The sequence below is a fragment of the Bacillus sp. AFS077874 genome, from assembly GCF_002566505.1.
GTDB lineage: Bacteria > Bacillota > Bacilli > Bacillales > Bacillaceae_G > Gottfriedia.
The window spans coordinates 24,029-43,693 of sequence record NZ_NUYF01000004.1; the positions used below are offsets into that span (position 1 = coordinate 24,029).

At 31.7% G+C, this 19,665-nt stretch carries 14 protein-coding genes; 9 read left to right on the forward strand and 5 right to left on the reverse strand.

The features are described 5' to 3' along the window. Window positions 1–442 precede the first annotated feature (442 nt). The 5 genes from COJ46_RS01335 (at window position 443) to xerS (ending at window position 7,185) form a co-directional block, all read left to right on the forward strand. The gene (locus tag COJ46_RS01335; RefSeq protein ID WP_097974373.1) at window positions 443–4,543 is read left to right on the forward strand and encodes a S8 family serine peptidase; all 4,101 of its coding nucleotides are present in this window, start codon (window positions 443–445) and stop codon (window positions 4,541–4,543) included. 255 nt (window positions 4,544–4,798) lie between these two features. Then, window positions 4,799–4,921, forward strand: a complete 123-nt coding sequence (locus COJ46_RS24835; protein WP_286133460.1) for a hypothetical protein — start codon at window positions 4,799–4,801, stop codon at window positions 4,919–4,921. A 230-nt stretch (window positions 4,922–5,151) separates the two neighbouring features. Further along, the gene (mntA, locus tag COJ46_RS01340; RefSeq protein WP_097974371.1) at window positions 5,152–5,556 is read left to right on the forward strand and encodes a type VII toxin-antitoxin system MntA family adenylyltransferase antitoxin; all 405 of its coding nucleotides are present in this window, start codon (window positions 5,152–5,154) and stop codon (window positions 5,554–5,556) included. Further along, window positions 5,549–5,965, forward strand: a complete 417-nt coding sequence (gene hepT, locus COJ46_RS01345; RefSeq protein WP_097974370.1) for a type VII toxin-antitoxin system HepT family RNase toxin — start codon at window positions 5,549–5,551, stop codon at window positions 5,963–5,965. The genes mntA and hepT overlap by 8 nt, the downstream gene beginning before the upstream one ends. Window positions 5,966–6,048: 83 nt before the next feature. Next, window positions 6,049–7,185, forward strand: coding sequence for a tyrosine recombinase XerS (gene xerS / locus COJ46_RS01350; protein WP_097974368.1), 1,137 nt, complete (start codon window positions 6,049–6,051; stop codon window positions 7,183–7,185). Window positions 7,186–7,534: 349 nt separating this feature from the next. Here the strand turns inward: xerS and COJ46_RS01355 are convergent, their stop codons facing one another. From COJ46_RS01355 to COJ46_RS01370, 4 genes are all read right to left on the reverse strand, one after another. After that, window positions 7,535–7,930, reverse strand: a complete 396-nt coding sequence (locus tag COJ46_RS01355) for a hypothetical protein (RefSeq protein ID WP_097974366.1) — start codon at window positions 7,928–7,930, stop codon at window positions 7,535–7,537. A gap of 3 nt (window positions 7,931–7,933) precedes the next feature. Next, window positions 7,934–9,076 (reverse strand): ParM/StbA family protein, encoded by a 1,143-nt coding sequence (locus COJ46_RS01360; protein WP_097974365.1) that lies wholly within the window; start codon window positions 9,074–9,076, stop codon window positions 7,934–7,936. A 302-nt stretch (window positions 9,077–9,378) separates the two neighbouring features. Next, window positions 9,379–9,837 carry a ribbon-helix-helix domain-containing protein gene (locus COJ46_RS01365; RefSeq protein ID WP_097974363.1) on the reverse strand — a complete coding sequence of 153 codons (459 nt, stop codon included), beginning with the start codon at window positions 9,835–9,837 and terminating at the stop codon, window positions 9,379–9,381. After that, window positions 9,809–10,603: a ParA family protein gene (locus COJ46_RS01370; protein WP_286133459.1), complete on the reverse strand. Its 795-nt coding sequence runs from the start codon at window positions 10,601–10,603 to the stop codon at window positions 9,809–9,811. Before COJ46_RS01370 ends, COJ46_RS01365 begins: the two co-directional genes overlap by 29 nt. 2,142 nt (window positions 10,604–12,745) lie before the next feature. Here COJ46_RS01370 and COJ46_RS01380 point away from each other — a divergent pair. Next, on the forward strand, window positions 12,746–13,576 hold the full coding sequence (locus COJ46_RS01380) for a hypothetical protein (protein WP_097974358.1): 831 nt from the start codon (window positions 12,746–12,748) through the stop codon (window positions 13,574–13,576). Between the two features lie 1,473 nt (window positions 13,577–15,049). Here COJ46_RS01380 and COJ46_RS01390 read toward each other — a convergent pair. Continuing rightward, window positions 15,050–15,232: a hypothetical protein gene (locus COJ46_RS01390; protein WP_097974354.1), complete on the reverse strand. Its 183-nt coding sequence runs from the start codon at window positions 15,230–15,232 to the stop codon at window positions 15,050–15,052. A 671-nt stretch (window positions 15,233–15,903) separates the two neighbouring features. Here COJ46_RS01390 and COJ46_RS01395 point away from each other — a divergent pair. The 3 genes from COJ46_RS01395 to COJ46_RS01405 all read left to right on the forward strand — a co-directional run bounded on the left by COJ46_RS01395 (window position 15,904) and on the right by COJ46_RS01405 (window position 19,337). Then, window positions 15,904–17,148, forward strand: coding sequence for a hypothetical protein (locus COJ46_RS01395; RefSeq protein WP_097974353.1), 1,245 nt, complete (start codon window positions 15,904–15,906; stop codon window positions 17,146–17,148). A gap of 174 nt (window positions 17,149–17,322) precedes the next feature. Further along, window positions 17,323–18,120: an alpha/beta hydrolase family protein gene (locus tag COJ46_RS01400; protein WP_097974351.1), complete on the forward strand. Its 798-nt coding sequence runs from the start codon at window positions 17,323–17,325 to the stop codon at window positions 18,118–18,120. 1,013 nt (window positions 18,121–19,133) lie between these two features. Beyond that, window positions 19,134–19,337, forward strand: coding sequence for a hypothetical protein (locus COJ46_RS01405; protein ID WP_097974349.1), 204 nt, complete (start codon window positions 19,134–19,136; stop codon window positions 19,335–19,337). The last annotated feature ends 328 nt before the right edge of the window (window positions 19,338–19,665 follow it).

The following is a 19,665-nucleotide window of genomic DNA, read 5'->3' on the forward strand; positions in this document are numbered from 1 at the left end:
GAGCATAATCCTTAGAACTATTTAACAAAGTCATTCCTTGTATAAAAGATTATATTATACAAAGTTTATAAACTTTCTCCGAAAATTATGTCGAACATCGTTGAGAATTTGGATTATTCCTCTAAATACTCTCTAAATACAAGAATTTTATAACCCAATTGAAAAAATTCTGAATATTCTTGATAATAGGTTTTGTAAAGTAACTTTTTGTGAAGGATTGAGTATGAACATTAAAAATTATATTTAATAGATTCATATAAGCAGTCGTCATTAGATTTTACTTGCGTTAAAGGATACTAGGAGGAGAATGTAAAATGAAGGGGAAACTTCGTCGAAAATTATTTAAACGGTTGATTTAATAGGACATGAATACCTAGAATGAATGAATATTTAGAATATTCGATAATAAAAGTGGTTTTTTTAAAAAAATAGGAGGTAGAAAATGGGAAAAAATATTTCTAGAAGCAAGATTGTCAAAAGCTTTTCAGTGTTAGCGTTATCGTCCAGCTTTATTCTTGGCTCTTTAGGTCATGTAACAATCTCATCAAAAGCTGCAACTTATTCGAAAGTAGATGAAATGCTAGCGAATTTATCACCAGCCGAGAGGGCAGCACTTCATCAGCTTTCAACGAGTAATGAAACGGGACTTCAAGTAAATCCTGATATCGATTTAGATTCTACTACCCAAACGAGTGTAATTGTTGAATTTAAGAATAAACCCGCAAAAATTGCACATGTTGAATCAAGCTTAAAAGGCCAGTCATTAACAATGAACGAAGCGTCAAATCTAGTTGATCAAGATCATTCAACTTTTGTGAATGACTTAGGACAAGTATTAACAAATGACAATAGTAAAAATGTAAATTATAAAGTTAAACGTTCATTTAAATATGCATTTAATGGTGTTTCAATGAGTCTTCCAGCAAATCAAATTAAAAACCTATTAAAATCGAAAGCTGTAAAAGCAATATGGAGTAATGAAGAAGTACATGCCGAAATTGATAATACACAAGAAGAAATGCAAACTGGAGGATCGAGCAATAAATCAGCTCTTTCATTTCTAGGGGTTGATAAACTTCACCAAGAAGGTATTACTGGAAAAGGTATTAAAGTTGGAGTTATTGACACTGGTATTGACTATAATCATCCAGATTTAAAGGATGTTTATAAAGGTGGATATGATTTTGTTAATAATGATAACGATCCGATGGAAGCAACATATGAAGATTGGAAAAAATCTGGATGGGCAGAATTTTTCTGGGCAACAGGTGCACCATATTATACTGAACATGGAACGCATGTAGCAGGAATTATCGCTGGACAAGGGAAAAATGACGGTGACATCAAAATGGAAGGTATCGCTCCTGATGTAGATTTATATGCTTATCGTGTATTAGGACCTTATGGTGGGGGCACAGAAGAAAACGTTCTGGCAGGTATCGATAAAGCTGTAGCAGATGGAATGGACGTCATTAATTTATCCTTAGGTGCAGGAATTAATAATCCTTTATATTCTACTAGTATCGCAATCAATCAAGCTGTCCTAAGCGGAGTTACAGCAGTAATTGCTGCTGGTAACAGTGGAAATGATATGTACACATTAGGCTCTCCTGGTACGGCAGCTCTTGCACTGACTGTTGGTGCAAGTAATGAACCAAATAATGTATATACATATAAGAGTACACTTCAATCAGGTACCGAAACAATTTCTGCCGACTTACAAGAAATGGCTAAAGGATATACTGATCATCCGGAGCAATTAAATGGTCAAACATATTCAATCATAGACGTTGGTTATGGTGCATCGGCTGATTATAAAAACAAAGATGTCAAAGGGAAAATTGCATTAATAAGTCGTGGAAATAATATTGCTTTGAGCGACAAAGTAAAGTTTGCTAAACAAAATGGTGCAACAGCTGCTCTACTTTTCAATAATAATCCAGATGAAGGGCTAATACCTTCCTATTTAGGTGAAGGTTTAGATTATATTCCAACATTCACATTAACGAACGCGCAAGGATTAGCATTGAAATCAAAAATCAACACAGCAAGTACTTTTACTTTTAATGAACTCGGACAAATTCAAACTAAAGCAGACGAACTAGCGGATTTTAGTTCACGTGGGCCAGCTCGTGTTACGTACGATATTAAGCCAGAAATTACTGCTCCAGGTGTTGGTGTATTTTCTACTGTACCAGCTTATATGATTAATAAAAATACGCCGAACGATTATAAGTACGCATATGAACGTCTTTCAGGTACATCAATGGCTACACCTAATGTCACAGGTATGGCAGCACTTTTACTCCAAGCAAAACCAAGCTTACAACCAAGTGATGTTAAGGCGATTCTTATGAATACGGCTGATCCATTAAGTAAGGACTATAGTGTATTTGAATCGGGAGCAGGTCGAGCGGACATATATAAAGCGGTTCATTCGTCGATAGAAATTAAAGTTCAAAATCAAACGCCAATGATAAAAAATGAAAAAGAAAAAACGATTAAAGATGAAACAGGTGCACTTAGCTTTGGTTCAGTCGATCTAAGTGCAGATGTTAATGAAGAACGTAAAATTGTAGTTAAAAATTCAGGTGATGAACCAAAAACATTTGATGTAGCAGTTAAATTTCAAACAGGGCTAAGAGGAGCTAAAGATGCTGAGAAAAATGGCGTAAAGGTTACGATTGAGCCAACTATTAAACTAGCTGCAAATTCTCAAAAAAATACAAAGGCTTCCATTTTTATACCAAAATCAGCAGAGAAAGGTAATTATGAGGGATATGTTGTTTATACAAATGTGAATGATCCTGGGGAAACATATAAGATTCCTTTTGCTGTACATGCTGTTGAGGAAGGGATAGGAGTATTTGAAACGTCATCACAAGGCTTGTCAGTAGACCGAGATCGAGATTCTTATTCAAGCCCGAACACAATTAAAGGATTAAATGTTCAAGTTCAAATGAAATCAAACGTTAGAAATATTGATTTCATTTTGGAAGATGGAAGAACAAACCAGGAAATAGGTTATCTTGGAACAGTAAATGGATTTAGCATAAATGAAGGCGATTTAGTTAATTTGAGTCTTTTTACTGGTACCTATTACCCATTCGATAGCTCCTCTCCTTCTGGTATAAGTTCAACCCGTGTTGTAGCGGATGAAGGCTTTTATAAAATTAAAATGCTTGCTACAAGTGACACTGGTAAGCAGTTCACAGAAACTCGTGATTTAGAAATTGATAATAGAAAGCCTAAATATACGATCGATGGACCGGTAGGGGATATGATTGAATATGAGGAAGGGCAAAAGTCAGTTACAATAACTGGATCAGTATTTGACCAGAATATTGAGGATTATAAAGCAGAGGGTATGAATATTGACCAGTCTGCTAACAAGGTTTACGATACAGCACAAGGAGAAGTACCGATTGAAATACCTGTAAATAAAGATGGTACATTTAAATACGATGTCCCGGTTGGTACTGGAATAAAAGTTGTTAAATTAGTTGTAGTCGATCCTGCAGGTAACGGTAGTGTAACACCCAAGACAATTAAAATTGTGAAAAAGGGTACACCATACATGGTTGCAATCGTAGATAAAGATAATGCGAAACCCGATGATTTAGTTAAAGCGGAAATCGTATTAAAAAATGCTATCAATTTTAAAAAGGGAACTGTAAACTTAAGTGTTGCTTCAGACTACTTAAATATTGAAAACATTGAAATACACCCAGACTCTAGTAAACTAGGTGAAATGAAATTCACAAAAACTTCAGCAAATAGCGTAACACTCGAAGCTGCTGATAGTAATACACAAACTTTAAATGGAGATATTCCATTAGCTGAGGTTAAGTATAGAGTAAAAGATTATAATTTTGAAATAAGGCCTGATAGTTCTCTTGTTTTTACATCCGGCTCATATGTAGACCGATCAGGTAAGAGCAATTTTCTTCTCACAAATTCACCATTTGTTGATTTTGTTCCGACTTATTCAAAAATGAAATCTGTTTTATTTGCTGAAGGTTTATTAACAAGTAGTGGACAGTTTGATAGTAGAAGAGATTACAGTTTAGTGGGAGCAGATGTTTCAGTCCAAGATGCTAATGGGAATCCGTATAATCAAATCTTTACTAAGTATGGAAAAATTGAAGCTTTACATTTAGCACTTACTGACAAACCTCTCCGAATGACTGTAAAAGTTCCGGGACACTTTAGAAGTTTTTATGATTTCAAAATTGGCATGCTAAGTGATTCCGGAGAATTGATGGGTCAATATAAAAAGATTGATCTTCCTAAATTACTTGGAGGAGACGTTAATGGAGACGATGTAATCGATGTCATGGACGCGCTATATATTCAGACATATTGGGGAACAAACAAACGAAATGCAGACATTAATATTGATGGTAAAGTAGATGCAAAAGATTTTGCATTCGTCGAAAAGAACTATTTAATGCAAAATCCTTCAATACAAGATGCACCTAAACCTATAAGTAAATATAAAATGAAAACGCTCGAGATTGTAAAGAGTGAACTAGGGTTGTAATCTAACATTTATTAAGAATTTTAAAAGAAAGTGACTCAAAAGGTAGTGTGGGCGACCATGCTACCTTTTTTCATTCAACCTATAGTATTTTAGTTGAATAAGTAATGATGAAGTTAGAAAATAGTTCAAGCGTTAGGTTCGGGGTCACATAACTATGTAAAAATTACTGGAAAAGTAAGCTCTGGAAATAATAGTAGAACTCTCGATAAGTTTGAAGGATATATTGATGACTATGAAAGTGCTTTAGTAGGGAGCATGAATAAGCCTTCTTATCTAAATGAAGTAGGTGCATGGTCAGCTGCTGTACATAATGGGGCTGCAACTGTTGCTACCTTGGCTTCTTTACAACTGCCGGCTATTCAACATATAAGGAAGTAAAAATATTGTTTTTTCTTGATTACAAGTATTTATTCGTCCAAATTCTATTGAAGTTTTACGGCTAAAAGAGAGGGGAGTACTACAGCAACTCTCCCAATCGTTAAATTATGATTATAGATAATAATAAACAACTCCGCATATAATTCAAGTTAAACGCGAAGTTGTTTATTGAGTATATAAATGTGGTATAATAAAATATATAATTTACATAATTTAGGAGGTAAATCTGAATGATCCCTCAAGAATTGCTACAAAAAATAACAGATACATTAATCAAAAAAATTAATCCATATGCTATTTTCTTATTTGGTTCTGCAGCTCAAGATCGTATGCGACCTGATAGTGATTATGATATAGCTTATCTTAGTGATTCTAAATTAAGTAATTATGAACGATTTTTATTATCACAAGAACTAGCTAATATTATAAATTACAACGTTGATTTAATAGATTTAATCAATGCTTCAACAGTATTTCAAGCCGAAATTATACATAATGGGAAAGTAATATACTGTGCAGATGATGAACGGAGAATAAATTTTGAAATGAAAACCTTAAAGATGTATGCAAAATTGAATGAAGAAAGAATCGAAATCTTAAAAAATATCAAGAAAAGAGGTTCAATTTATGAATAATCAAGTAATTTTAAATAAAATTTCTACAATAGAACGTTGTATTTCTAGAATAAATGAAGTTTATGACAATAACCCATTGAATCTTAATGATTTTACTAAGCAAGATTCTATTATTCTAAACATACAAAGAGCTTGTGAAGCGTGTATTGATTTAGCTATGCATTTAGTGGCGGTTAGAAAACTGGGAATTCCACAAACAAGTCGAGATGCGTTTGATTTATTAGTAGCTAACTCCCTGCTCTCTCAAGACCTTTCAACGAAATTAAAAGCAATGGTTGGATTTCGAAATATCGCTGTGCATGATTATCAAAGCGTTAACCTTGATATTGTAGAAAAAATAATTGAGAATCATCTTGGAGATTTTAAATCATTTACACAACATATCATAAAAATTTCAGACACTTTTTAATCATTATATTATGTAAATAAGTACGCTTATAAAATGGATTATATGCGAACTTTGTCGAAGAAAGTAAGATAAGGAATGATACTATGCATCATATATCAAAAACACTTAAGGATATTGAGCAATTTGAAGTGAAAACGAAAAATTTACAACAAGAAAAACATCTTCATCAATTAAAAGCTCTGCTACCTTCTCTTCCACCATACGTGTTTAAGTACTTTCAGAAAAATCGTAAACGATCAGCTACTACTCTATTTAACTATGCTAATGATTATAAGTTATTTTTCAATTTTTTAGCCGATAATACTTGGGTATTAGATAAACTAGATAAAGATGTTATCTCACCTGTTGATATACCTATATCGATACTAGCTGAACTTCCTCTAGAAGAAGCTGAAGAGTATCAGGGTTATCTTGATGGTAAATACGAACCAAGAACTGTTAATAGACGTATTAGTGCACTTAAAAGTTTATTTAATTATTTAACACAAAAATCAGAGGATCCAATAACGAAAGAACCATACTTTTATCGAAATGTTTTTGCAAAAATAGAGACTACTAAAGTAAGTTCAGATCCCGCGAAACGTGCTGATTCTTTTGAACATAATATCTATAAAGGAAATGAGGATTTACGTTTTTTGGATTTTGTTGCAGCTGAATATGAAAAGTCCCTTTCCCCTATCCAATTAAGATTTTTCCAAAGGGATAAATATAGAGATTTGGCCATCCTATCGCTCTTTTTAGGCAGCGGATTACGATTGTCTGAATTAACATTTTTACAATTAGAAGATATAAATTTTGAGGAAAACTTATTAGGAGTTTATCGTAAGGGGCAATCAGGAAAAGTATATGTCACTGTAAGTCCAAGAGCTATGGATGAATTAAAAGAATACTTGCATACAAGAGCAGAAAATTATGGTTGTGCTACCGATGAAAAACATGTATTTTTCACTAAATATAAAGGAAGTTACTCACCCCTTTCTACTCGATCGATTCAGGATCTAGTAGAAAAATATTCGAAAGCATTTAATGTAAATAAACGTTTAACACCACACAAGTTACGTCATACTTTCGCAACGAAGCATTGGACAGCAAATAAAGATTTGATTGGGCTACAAACGCAATTAGGGCATACATCAAGTGAAATAACCTCTAGTTATACCCATGTTGGCAAGGAGAAACAACATAAAAATCTAGAGAATATGGATAAACTTGAAGAATAATATTATATGTATAACAATTTAATGTTAATAATATTATATATGTATATCTTTAATACATAATATATATTAACATATATGATATTCATCTTGATATATAACGATCAGAAAAACTTATGTTTGAAGATGAAAAATGCCTCAAGTAAGCAGTTTTAATTTCCGTCAATTGCAGTCGATTGCTGAGTTTAAAAAACTTAAACATTTTGGAAATAATCTTTAGTTAGGGCTAATTTATTTGTTTTCTATGCTCTTGTATTCCTTACAATTCAAATTATGCAAAAATGACCGATTACTCGGTCATTTTTGTAGGTTTCAATATTATTTTCATAATTTTAATTTCTTCAACTAGTGTTTACTCAAAATCTAACATCCCTGCAAAGTCAGAAAAATCTTCATCCGTATTCTTTTTGTTGGTATTCTGAGTAGGATTAGTTGGATAAAGCCTTAGTGTTTGAATGGTATTTTTACTACCAAGTAACATGGCAACGAATGCAGAAATGGATTTTTGAATAACCGGATCATCTAATAACTTTCTGTCTTCAAATGTAAGTTTATAGTCTAAACTTATGTTTATGTTGTCACCGATTGATTCTTCATTTGCTTCTTTTGCTGCTGCTTCAATTAGATTTAATATTACTGAATTACGTTTATCTAATTCATTTAAAAAATTTAGTGTTTTATCACTTATCTCTACTGGGAGTTTAATAGAAAATGTTTTACCAGGTGCTAATGGTTTTTTATTTGACACTCATTATACACCTACTTTTTGTATCTCTAATTCAATCCCTTTATTTTTAGAAGCGATGTAGAGGATTTTGAAATATGCTTTTGCGATGCTCCAAATACTCTCATCTGCTTCTAAAAAATGTAATTCATACCCTTTACTTTCTTTATTTAAACCTTCTAATTGTTCCCGAATGATAGCTGCTGAACCACCTACAATGTAAATTTCATCTAGATCGCCAACTTTATCCCATGTGCTAACAATATCGTTGTATTGCAATTGAGCGTATGTTTGTAGATGTTTATCAACAGTCGTTTTAATTGAAACAGGTTTACCATCCGGCTTGATAATATATGGATCGTTCTCGCGTACAATGTTTTCTACAAGTTGACGTCTTGATTTGAAAATGGTTTTTCTGTATTCACGGTCTAAATCTTTATTTATTAAATCAAGGTAATTACCGATCCCAGCAATATCCCCTTCAGAGCTTTCATTATCAATTTTACCGTTTCTAATAATCGCTTTATCTCTAGTGTTACCACCAATGTCTGTGATTAATATATTTTTAGATATTAGTTCAGGATTCTTCTTATTAAAATGATCATCCATCATTAGATTGATCATTGCTGCATATCCCTCGATACTTACAATAACGTCTTCAAACTCAATTCGAACTGTTTTTCCTTTTAACCCTCCAGGTGTTTGTTCGAATTTTACCTCATGCATACTCTCCATCAGTTTTTTCTTAAAATTCGTCCTTGCATTTTCATCATCTTTTACCTCATCTAACGGTAAACCTGTACTCAATAAGTATTTTACATTAATTACATCTTTATCTGAATTTTTAGCTGCATCCAGTGCAAGTGCTGTAAGAAGAAGGATGATGGTTTGCTCAGAATCCCCTTTTTTAACACGAGAAGATACAACATCGTTATTTACTTCTTTCGCAGCTAAATTACCAACTGCATAGATAGCAGATTCTTTTAAAGCCCTAGAAGTGACATGGACATGAAGTTCTTCAATTGGTTCATTTTCATCTGACAACATCGAACGTGTATCCATTCTTTTTATGACATTAGGTATGTAAATACGATTTTCCTCAGAAAGTCCTCCAATAAAACCTTTTAAACTATCATTTCCAGCATCTAGTGAAGCAATCTTAAATTTCATTTACAATCATCTCCTGAATTGGATTTATTTACCTTATATATAAATAATAACACTTGAGTAATACTTTTTCAATTATAAAGTAACACTTAAGTAACACTTATTGTGAGGCTCAATTATTATTATAGAACTTGGAAAAAAAATCCCGAAAACTCTCTGAACAAAATTGAGAAAATAAAAAAAGCTGATCTGTAGCGATCAGCTTTTTTACCGACTGAGTTCATTCGTAAACTCAAATCATTAACCCCTCTAGTACATATTAATTGAAATTAGTAAGTTACAGTTTTCCTCAGTTTTTAATTAAACTACAATACGCCATAGTCTTCTAATAATTTTCGTAAAGCCTGGTTAATAAGTTTTGATTTGTCCCCTTTTTGACCTCTAGCGGCAATCTTATCTACTTCAGTGGCTAAGTCGGGATCCATATAAAAAGAAGTAAAGACTTTCTTTTCTTTTTTCTTCAACGTCTTTTTCCCAGAAGCAAGATTACGAAGATAATCATCATCTTCATCTTCAATTTTATCATTAACAATAACATCATTGTTAATGTTGACATATGTTTTGTTTTCTATGTCGTTGTTTTTATTAATGATATCAACGCTTTTAGTGCTATTTTCGTTTATACTACTGTTCTCAGTTTCTTGTTTGATATCGGCTTTGCTTTCGGTCTTCTCTTCAATTGTATCTGTTTCATATGAATTAAAGAAGGTTTGAGTAGCATTCGGTTTTTTTATTTTATCTTTGAGACTGATTTTGGTAGACACGTTCCTTCAACTCCTTAATAAATGGAATATAGTATTCTAGGGCTGCTTTTAATTCTGCATTTTCTTCAAATCCAGCGATTGCTAAACGTCTAGTCGCAGCTTTCCTTCGTATGATAGAATTGAATTTCAGTCCAGGGTAGTCTTCATCAATGGCTTCTTCCATCACTTCGTTTTCTTTAGCCCTTGCATCGATTAAGGAGAAAAGAACACCGGCTGTTTCTAAGGTTGGATTGTATCGTTCTTTTGCACCGTCAATGATTTCTAAGAACTTTGGAATCGCGTAATATGCAAACATTGATCCGTCAAACATGACAACAGCGTAGCTACCTGCTTCTGAGAAAGTACTTAACGGTAAGACAGTTTGTTCAGATAAAGCTGGCGGTGTATCAATAATGATCCAGTCATAGTCCTCCATAACAGGTTCGAGTGCTTTTTGTAATGCGTCTAATTTTAACCCCTTTTCATACATTCTTCTAGGTAACGTTGCGAGAAAATCATTTGCCGGGATTAAGTCTAGGTTCTCTTTAATCTTAATTATGTAAGAACGGGCATCTTCATTTAAAATTGCTTCTAGTATACTCTTCTCTTCAAAGACGCTGCAGATGTCATACTCTCCAGTCAAGAAACTAGTTAAGTTTCCTTGCCCATCCATGTCAATAGCCAAGACTTTCTCATCTTGACTTAATAGATAGGAGGTTATTCCACTACTAGTCGATTTAGAGCAACCACCCTTACTTATACCAAATGTGACGATTTTTGCTGTCAAGATTAACACCTCTTTCATAAAAATAGATGAGTAATGTAATGGTGAATGTTGATTATCTATCTACGACAAATAATATTAAGATCAATAATCTAGCATATATACGATACACATTATAACATATGTCATTATATATAACATCGTATATGATATATTTAATGTTATTGCAAATTTATTTAATTCCTATTAATTAATTAGAAGATTTCTAGGTTTATAGACAAAATCCTGTCTTCTATTTGATATTTTTTAAAAATATCAAATGGATCAGTAAGTATCAAACTGATATAGCTTTATGTTTCAATTAGAATAGAATTATGTATGTTTAATCTATAATGATAATATTAACATTAATAATATAATATTTGTAGATTTTAATATAAATATATATGACATCATATATATTATAGTGAATAACGTGTTGATTATATTTTGGTTGTAAAAACGATAATGATGTATATGTCGTTGTTAATAAAGATATATCCAACATATATATTGTCATAAATGTTGTTTGAATTGTAAGATTTATAATGAAGTATATTAATAGTTCGATAATAATGTCAAAAATGATAATGTTATATATGTAGAATTTAACATAATCAATGTTATCTAATATTTATATTGTAAAATTTATAATGATGTCAAATCTGATAGTGTTATAAATTTTGAATTTATTATAATTATATATGTTATTGTATATGTCGTTGTGTACAGTAATGATATTATATATAGTCACATTATTGATAACGTTAAAATTAAATTGTAAGTATNNATACTTACAATTTAATTTTATATAATGATATATGTGTAATTTATAGTGCGATATATAAGGCATATAATGAATATATATGTTAAATATGAATTATTTCATGACATTATTAATGTTTAACCATAGTTTAGATTTTAATATTATTAGAACGAAAGTGTTGTCAAAAAACTGCCCAGATTTAGTTGTCATTATAAATAGATCAATATTACTATTGTTAATTTATTTATCTATATAGGAATAAAAAAATCTGGATAAAAATGCTATTCTTTAAATAATTCATACTCGAATATTTGTATTATCATAAACAAACAATCTACATGTATGTTATTAATGATATTGTTAACATATATGATAACAATAAATATAATTATATGATAATGATGCTAGTAACGATGTTATCGATGTTAGTAGCGTTAAAAGTTTAATATGGCTTACCTAGTTACTATTCATAAAGGTTTATAAGAACTTGCTGAATTATAAGTTAAACCGTTTTTAAAGGAGATTTGTCTTTTAAAATTACTTGTAATGTTATTGAAATTTAGAATCCATTTTCTAACAAGATATTGTTATAGTGAAGGGCAATAACAAATGGATTAAAAGGTTCATTACACTGTTGAGTGACGATAAAGTTGTTCCGTTAAAGGGTTATTTTATAGATAGACTGGCAAATAAATGGATATTTTATGTTATAAAAGTAATGAGATTGTGAAGGAATGTACTTAAACTAAATGGCAGTTTAGTTCAATAAGACATAAATTACCAATAACTATAGTTGTTAAATTTTGAGATAATTTAAGGATAACGTTATCGAAAATCATCGGAATTTTGAAGAGAATATTGGAGGGGAATTTCTTGAATGCTACGCCAGCTATAATAATTGGATTACTAATGGTAGCTTATTCTCTTTTTATGCTAAAAAAGTAATAATGTGTTCTTGTACAAAGAAATTGAATTGATATTTGAAATAAAAAATAAAATTTTTATTTATAGGGAGATATTTTTAAGTGGAAAGATTAGACCGTATATTTCATGGAGATCATAGACATCTTTTTTATTTCATTACTTGCGTGATTTTAATTAATATTGTTTCAATAATTTATAGTGTAATAAGAAGAAAACCTATTTTAGTACAGAATTGGAAACAATTCTTTATTACGATCGTACTTGCTGCGATTATAATATTTATTATATTTCAGACCATTTAGACAAAGTAATTAATATATGGGATTTCCTTATTCAACTAAAGGATGCATGAGTTGAATAACAGCTACCAATTCAGGTGGCTTTTTTTATTCGACTAAATGGCAGGTTAGTTGAATAAGAAACTCAGTATATAATAGATATTATTAGATAAAAATGAACTTCTTAGGAGAGTGAATATGAAAAAAAGGCTACGAAAGAAAATGTCAAAGAATGGGAAAAGGATACTTAGAATAAAGAAATGTACGGATTTAGTTAAATGGCTTAATGATAACTTCAATTTCGAAGAAGGGTATGTTTCAGATATAAAAAAGATTGACAAAAGAACAGTTAGAATGTGTATTGGTATTCAAGTAGAAGGGAATTACGTAGCTGGAACTCCAAAAGTATTAAAGGAATATACCATTATTGCTAAAGGTGTAAGAAATTTTAAAAATAATTTTCAATATGACCCTGATCACCTTATTGAGGGTTTATTTCATATTGAAACAACAAAAGGCATAGGAATTGATGTAGATTTGCCTGAAATTGTGCAGATATATTGTAAAGAATTGTGGGTTGAAGAACCTAGATATATTCGGACTATTACTAAACCCTGGGTAAGTGAGTATCAATTATATGCAAAGGTACCTAATTTAGAGTTACCAAAACCACTTACTTGGATTGAACAGCTTGAAGCAAAAGGTTTTATTGTTTCTTGGAGATATGGTGGTAGTGAAATAAAGTTACCAGAGCAAGTTCCTTATCCAGACTACTCAGGTTGGTTTCTTCAGGAAACTAATAAAATCCAATATACACAATTTGGAATTTTTATAAGAGGCGTACACCCTGAATATAATTGTTTTTCTATTATGATAGAAAACTATAACTATGAAGCTGGAAAAGATTTATGGATAGCATTAACACAAGTAATTGCAGGGTTTCCAGATGTTGAAATTCGCATAGGCAATTGTGAGCTTACAGGAACACAATGGAATAATTATATTCATTCAGGAGAATTGCCATATTAACAAAATGGAGATGAACAATTCACTTGAGTTTTTTCTCTATTAATTAGACTGTGAATACAAACCTTATGCAACTAACTAATGCGTAAGTTGAATAACATTTTGGAGCTATGATCGGCTCTTTTTTATTCAACAAAATGGCAGAAGAGTTGAATAAAAAGATTTGATAATGACCTAATGGTGCAGTAAACGAAAATGTGAGAGTTTGTCAAAAACCATATTTAAGATTTCATGATTAAATAGAGCGAGGATACCTAATGGCAACATCAAAAAGCAAATAATCCAAATTAGCAGAGCTAGGAATGGATCGTATTCACTTACATTCATTTTCCAGAAGAACCATCCTAACGGAAAAAATATAAGTCCAATTATTATAAGAATTATCGCTCCGAACATAATTTTTCACCAGCCTTTTTCTTATCATATTTTTTAACAGCTTGGTAGATGAATAAGAAAAAGTACATAAATTATGATTTTGAAACAAACAAAACAACTAAGTCTGTTTTTGTCAGTGAACAATACAAGAATAGTATGAAGGTGAGAAAATTCTTATAGAACTAACGCATGCGTGTGCGGCCGAGCATAGGTCGTATCATATAACGGGTGGGATTCCCGTCGAGTAAGAACTAGCCATTCACTCGTAGCGAGTCTTGGAGGATTAAAGGTAACTTTAATCTTTAAGCGTAGACAGTTAGGTTGCGGGCCGAAAGCCAAATGGTTGAAGGGATTGAGCTTCGAAATGTTAGTAAATCGAGAGGGCTGATGCCTTACGCATAGCAGAAAGCAACATTTTACCTTTCGTTAAGGCAAGAAGGGTAAAGCCTCTCCGGAGTCAGAGACCTTGGCACGTAACACATTGATATGATACGGCAACTCGGGAGACCCTACCGGTCTTTTCATTTAATAGAAGAGTATGGTGTACAAGCGATAACAAGTAAGGAAACCAAATGCCGATGTAGGGAGTCGGATAGCAGCGTAGTACCTATGAAGTTGGGTAATGCCGATGGAGGAAAGGCTGCTACCAAAGTATCACCCTTAATAGGGACACATTTACTACACACAGAGGTAGAATAAATGGAAACAAAACTACTAAGGATAGCAGAATAGTAAAGTCTGTTAGAATTTAGAAGAGTTCTGTGAATGATAAGTTGGAGGAGCCGTGTGCGTTAATAGCGCAAGCACGGTTCTGGGAGGGGATGGAGTTCGATTTACCGTAAGGTAAAAAGACTCCTTTCTACTCGACTAGCCATCCATGAATTCTCAGATTCACAACAGTGAATGGAAGTTTATATTGTACTCCCATGGTAGTTCTATAAGTTATTTTGCTTTATTTTACAAGAACATATCATTTCTTTTTTCTTGTATAAAGTGAATAAGCTACCAATAGAAATCCGATTATTACAGCTAATGTAGCATTCAAGCTAATTCCCCTCCAAAATTCCGTTGTATTCTATAAACGAGTCCGGTGGGTAAGTCTTATCCTTCAGCCTTCTTATTTAAAGCAAAGAAAATCAAAAAAATAATGACTAAATATATTAATACTTGACCAGCTGCATTTTCACTAAGAAAATTGTGAATACCATTGGCACGAAGCATGGAACGAATAACAACGGAAAGAATTACAGCAATGATTGTAGAAATCATTAATCTTTTTCCCATAAAATTTTACTTCCTCTTTTATTTATTTTAATAAAAAACTGTAATTAAGCAGTTTTTGTCTTTATCCAAGGCATTGCGTTAGTTATTTGTTTTATTTATCTATTGGCTTAACTATGATTTTTGGTTAATCACCAATATAGGGATTGTAATAAGTATTAATAATATCCAAATAACTCTGGTTAACTTTTTATTTTGTCGGACACTTTTCGTATTTAGACTTAGCATAAAACATAATTCCGCAACCATTAAAATATTAAATGCCAAACGCATTTCAATTCCTCCATTTTAAAATTCTTAATTAATTATACACTTCATACGACTTAGATAATATGGAGGAATTTTACATTTTTCCATATGAAATCAGACAATCCTTATTAAACTAAACTGCCATTTACTTGAATAAGAAAAAGCTACCGAAGCAGCTTAAAGGATGTTCAACTCATGCATGCGTTAGCCATCCATGAATCCTCAGATTCACAACAGTGAATGGAAGTTTATTTCGTACTCCCATGGTAGTTAGATTAAAAGATCGACATTTACGTCGATCTTTTTTTATTGTTCAATCATTATGATTTTGAATTAATGACTGCCTAACAGGCGGATTTTATTGTAGGAATGTGAATACGGGGAATAATAAATCAATTGTATTAAATAGGTGGGATAAAGATTTCATGAAGAGAAAGGTTATTATATTTCTTTCAATATTTATATTATGGTTTCAACAGTGTTCTTTTGTTGCTGCGGAAACAAATAGCAATTTAAAAGCTGCATTTTTAAAAAATGACGATTTGTGGATTAAAATCGAAGAAAGTGAAATGAGAATTACAAACAGTAAATACGTGAGGTTTCCAAAATGGTCCTATGATGGCAACTGGATAGCTTATATTAGCGGAGTCAAAGAAGAATATAGCCCATTATTTAAAGGAGACCTCTGGATTTATCATATAAAGACAAGAAAACATTTTAAGATTTCTTCAAATGTAAGTAATAATTTTCAATGGGCACCGAATCAAAATTCCCTCGGTTTTCAATCCGATAATGAATTAAAGATGATTGATGTTAAATTTATGAAACAACAGCATAAGATTTCTTCTGGAGTTATCGAGTTTTCATGGTTACCTGACGGGAGTGGATTTTTAACCTCTACTAAAGTAGGTGAGAGTGTTTATTCGGACATAGATTTATCTAAATTTATTCTTAAACATAACAATCAATATGAGCACCAACATTTTTATACAATACGAGTTGCAGAAAATGATCATTATTATGGAACAAGTCAGTTTAAATGGTCCTATGATCATAGCTGGATTGCTTTTCTGTTAGTTCCTACTGCATCTTTATCTGCTGATAGTAATACAATTTGTGTTCTATCAAATGATGGAGCTAGTTTTCATAAAATTAATGAGATGTTACCTTATGAAGAATGGTTTGTTTGGGCAAAAAGTGTTAATTTTTTAGCCAATATTAAAGGATTTAATCGAGTTTCGACAGTAAATAAGAAGATAGAAATTATAAAAATGTCTAATGATACTAAGTTTACCTTCACTCCAAAAGGTTATGTAGATCGTGATTTGATATGGAAAACTAATAATCAAATTTATGTATCACGATCAGTTGAAAGTGATCTAATCGAAGTTGAACAGAGACCATTGCCTAGCATTTATCAGATTAATCTCCAAACTAAGAAACAAAAGAAAATCACCTTTCCACTAGCAAATGAAGGAGATTTTTATCCTTTAAGTATAAATAATGGTGAAAAATTAGTATGGATAAGAACGAACCGAAAGCAAGCTAGCGTTTTGATTGCAGGAAAAAATGGCAAAAATCAGAGAATCTGGATTAATAATATAGATTTGGGGACCTGGTATTATGAACACTGGAATTGGAACGAAGTTTTTAATTTATACCAATCTTAATTTTTTTGATTTAAAACAATTATTGTACAACTAACACATGCTTTAATTGCATAAGGAAATCTAAAAAGGGGTAGGTAAATGAGATCGTATGAAAAGAAAATAAGCGGCATTCTTCCAAAGGATAAATTTAAGGGGTAAAATAAAACAAAAAATGAATGTAAAGGAAAGAATATTATGCATCGAATTGCTTATGGAGAAAATAAAAATCAATTTGGAGACTTAAGGTTGCCTTTAGGTAATGGCCCTTTTCCAGTTGCAATTATTATTCATGGAGGTTTTTGGCGAGAACAATTTAAGCTAGATCAATTCGATAAATTTGCAGAAGATTTAACGGCTAGAGGTATAGCCACATGGAATATTGAATATCGTCGGGTTGGGCAAGAAGGAGGAGGTTGGCCAGGTACTTTTCTCGACTGTGGTCAAGCGGTGGATTTTGTTAGAACTCTTGCTGATTCCTATCCGCTTGATTTACAGAATGTTTTCACGATCGGACATTCTGCTGGTGGACATCTAGCCCTATGGACCGCTGCAAGACATCAGCTTCCTCAAAATAGCATTATAAAAAATACCAAAAATCCATTGATGTTGAAAGGTGCAATTAGTCTTGCAGGAGTAATCGATTTGTCCCTTATGTACGAAATTCATCATCTAAAAGAATTGATCTCAGAAGTTGGAGAAAATCCAACACGCGATCTAATGGGTGGACCTCCAAATGACCTTCAAAATAGGTATAAAGAAGGCTCACCAATTTCTCTTTTACCCATTAGTCTACCACTTGTCCTAATACACGGCTCCCTTGATATGCATGTGCCGATTCGTATTAGTATAGAGTTTGAAAAAGCTGCAAAAGCTGCAGGTGACAATGTTATTCTTAAAACCATCCAAGACGCGGACCACTTTCATATCATTAATCCGAAATCGGATGCATGGCATGTAGTTATAGAATCGATATTAAACTTGTTAAATGAATGACGAGTCGTAAAATAATGCATGGAAAACTAACATAAGTTAGAATAAACAAAGCTTAAAGTCTTGGACATAAAAGACTTATAATGGATACTAGAGTGTGAACGAACACATACTTTAGTTGAGCAAAGAAATAGGAGCTGACTGAATAATCAGCTCCTATTTCACGAATTGGCAGTTTATTTAAATAAGGATTATATGCAATTCTATGGAAAAGGAAAAATTCTCCCAAACTTAAAAAAGGCTGTTTCGGTATAATTAACTTATAAGTGTTTAAATAAATGATAATTGGATATTTCATTCTATTTTTGAGGTGCGAGAACAAATGAGGGTAATAGGGTAATTCTCTTTTGATTGGTTTGTTATTTTTATATGTTGGGTTTGTTATAATAAAAAATCACTAAGGCAATAATGCTGTGCCAGATGGAGATTCAATAATTGGTGTAATAATAGTTATTGTAGTTGCATTTATATTAAGGCTATTGCCGTATAAAGTTACCAAACAAATATAGAAATTTTTATAAATTTCCAAAGGAAAACTCATAATCTATGATACTATCATATTTCATCGGAAAGAACTTCCTCTCAATTTGCACCAATTAATCTGGTGTAATCAATATATTTTTTCAGTTATTTCATCATAAAATGCACCACATAATCGTTATTACATCAGGGATTATCACTTAATGAACATAATACGCACCAAATACTACACAGGTTCCGCTGAAATAGTTAAAACGCACCATTAAGGTTACAGATAGAGCTAGGTAGCATGTGGTCAATTTTTCATTAGTGGGTTATACAAAAGATGAGTATTATCTTTCAAAAAACCTACTCTTGGATTTACTGATGATACTCTGTACCTTTTTAACTTTGTTTTGTAGGCATTGGTGGTAAAAGTAATTTAATATGTAAACTGGATTCATTAGAGGTTACACCTTCTAAACTTCGACTTTAACGGCTCTGTTTAGAAGGAATAAAGTCGCTTTATGTAGAATGGTTAAAAAGAGGTGATAATGATGAAGATAGAAGTTAATTATTTGATTTTTAATCGTTCTGGAAATGACTATGTTGCTGAAAATGTTAATAGAAGCACTATTATTGAAGTAGCTTTTTCAGAAAATGAAGTCGAAATGGATAAACTTATTCAATCAGAATTATCAAGTGATATTAATAGACCGATCAATGAGTTTAAAGTATTAAGCAGAAGAAGAATACTATAAAATTAAAGTGTGTAAAATTTTAAAAGATTTAGATAAAGGAAGATAATTTAATAGTTACCCAGGAAGGGTCTGACATTAAGCATTCACAAAAGTGAGTGTCTTATTTTATTCCTATGAATTGTTACCAAAATAACTTCATTACTTTATTGAGGAAAAAGTGAAATTTCACATACTGTAACTATATATAAATGAATTTTAAAAACTGGCCTCTAAGGGATTCTAATTAATGAATTACAAAGAACATATTTAAATAAAAGGCTCTGTTAAATTTAAATGTTGATTTTTGAGCAAATGAAAAGACCACAAAAATGTGGTCTTGCTTTTTATA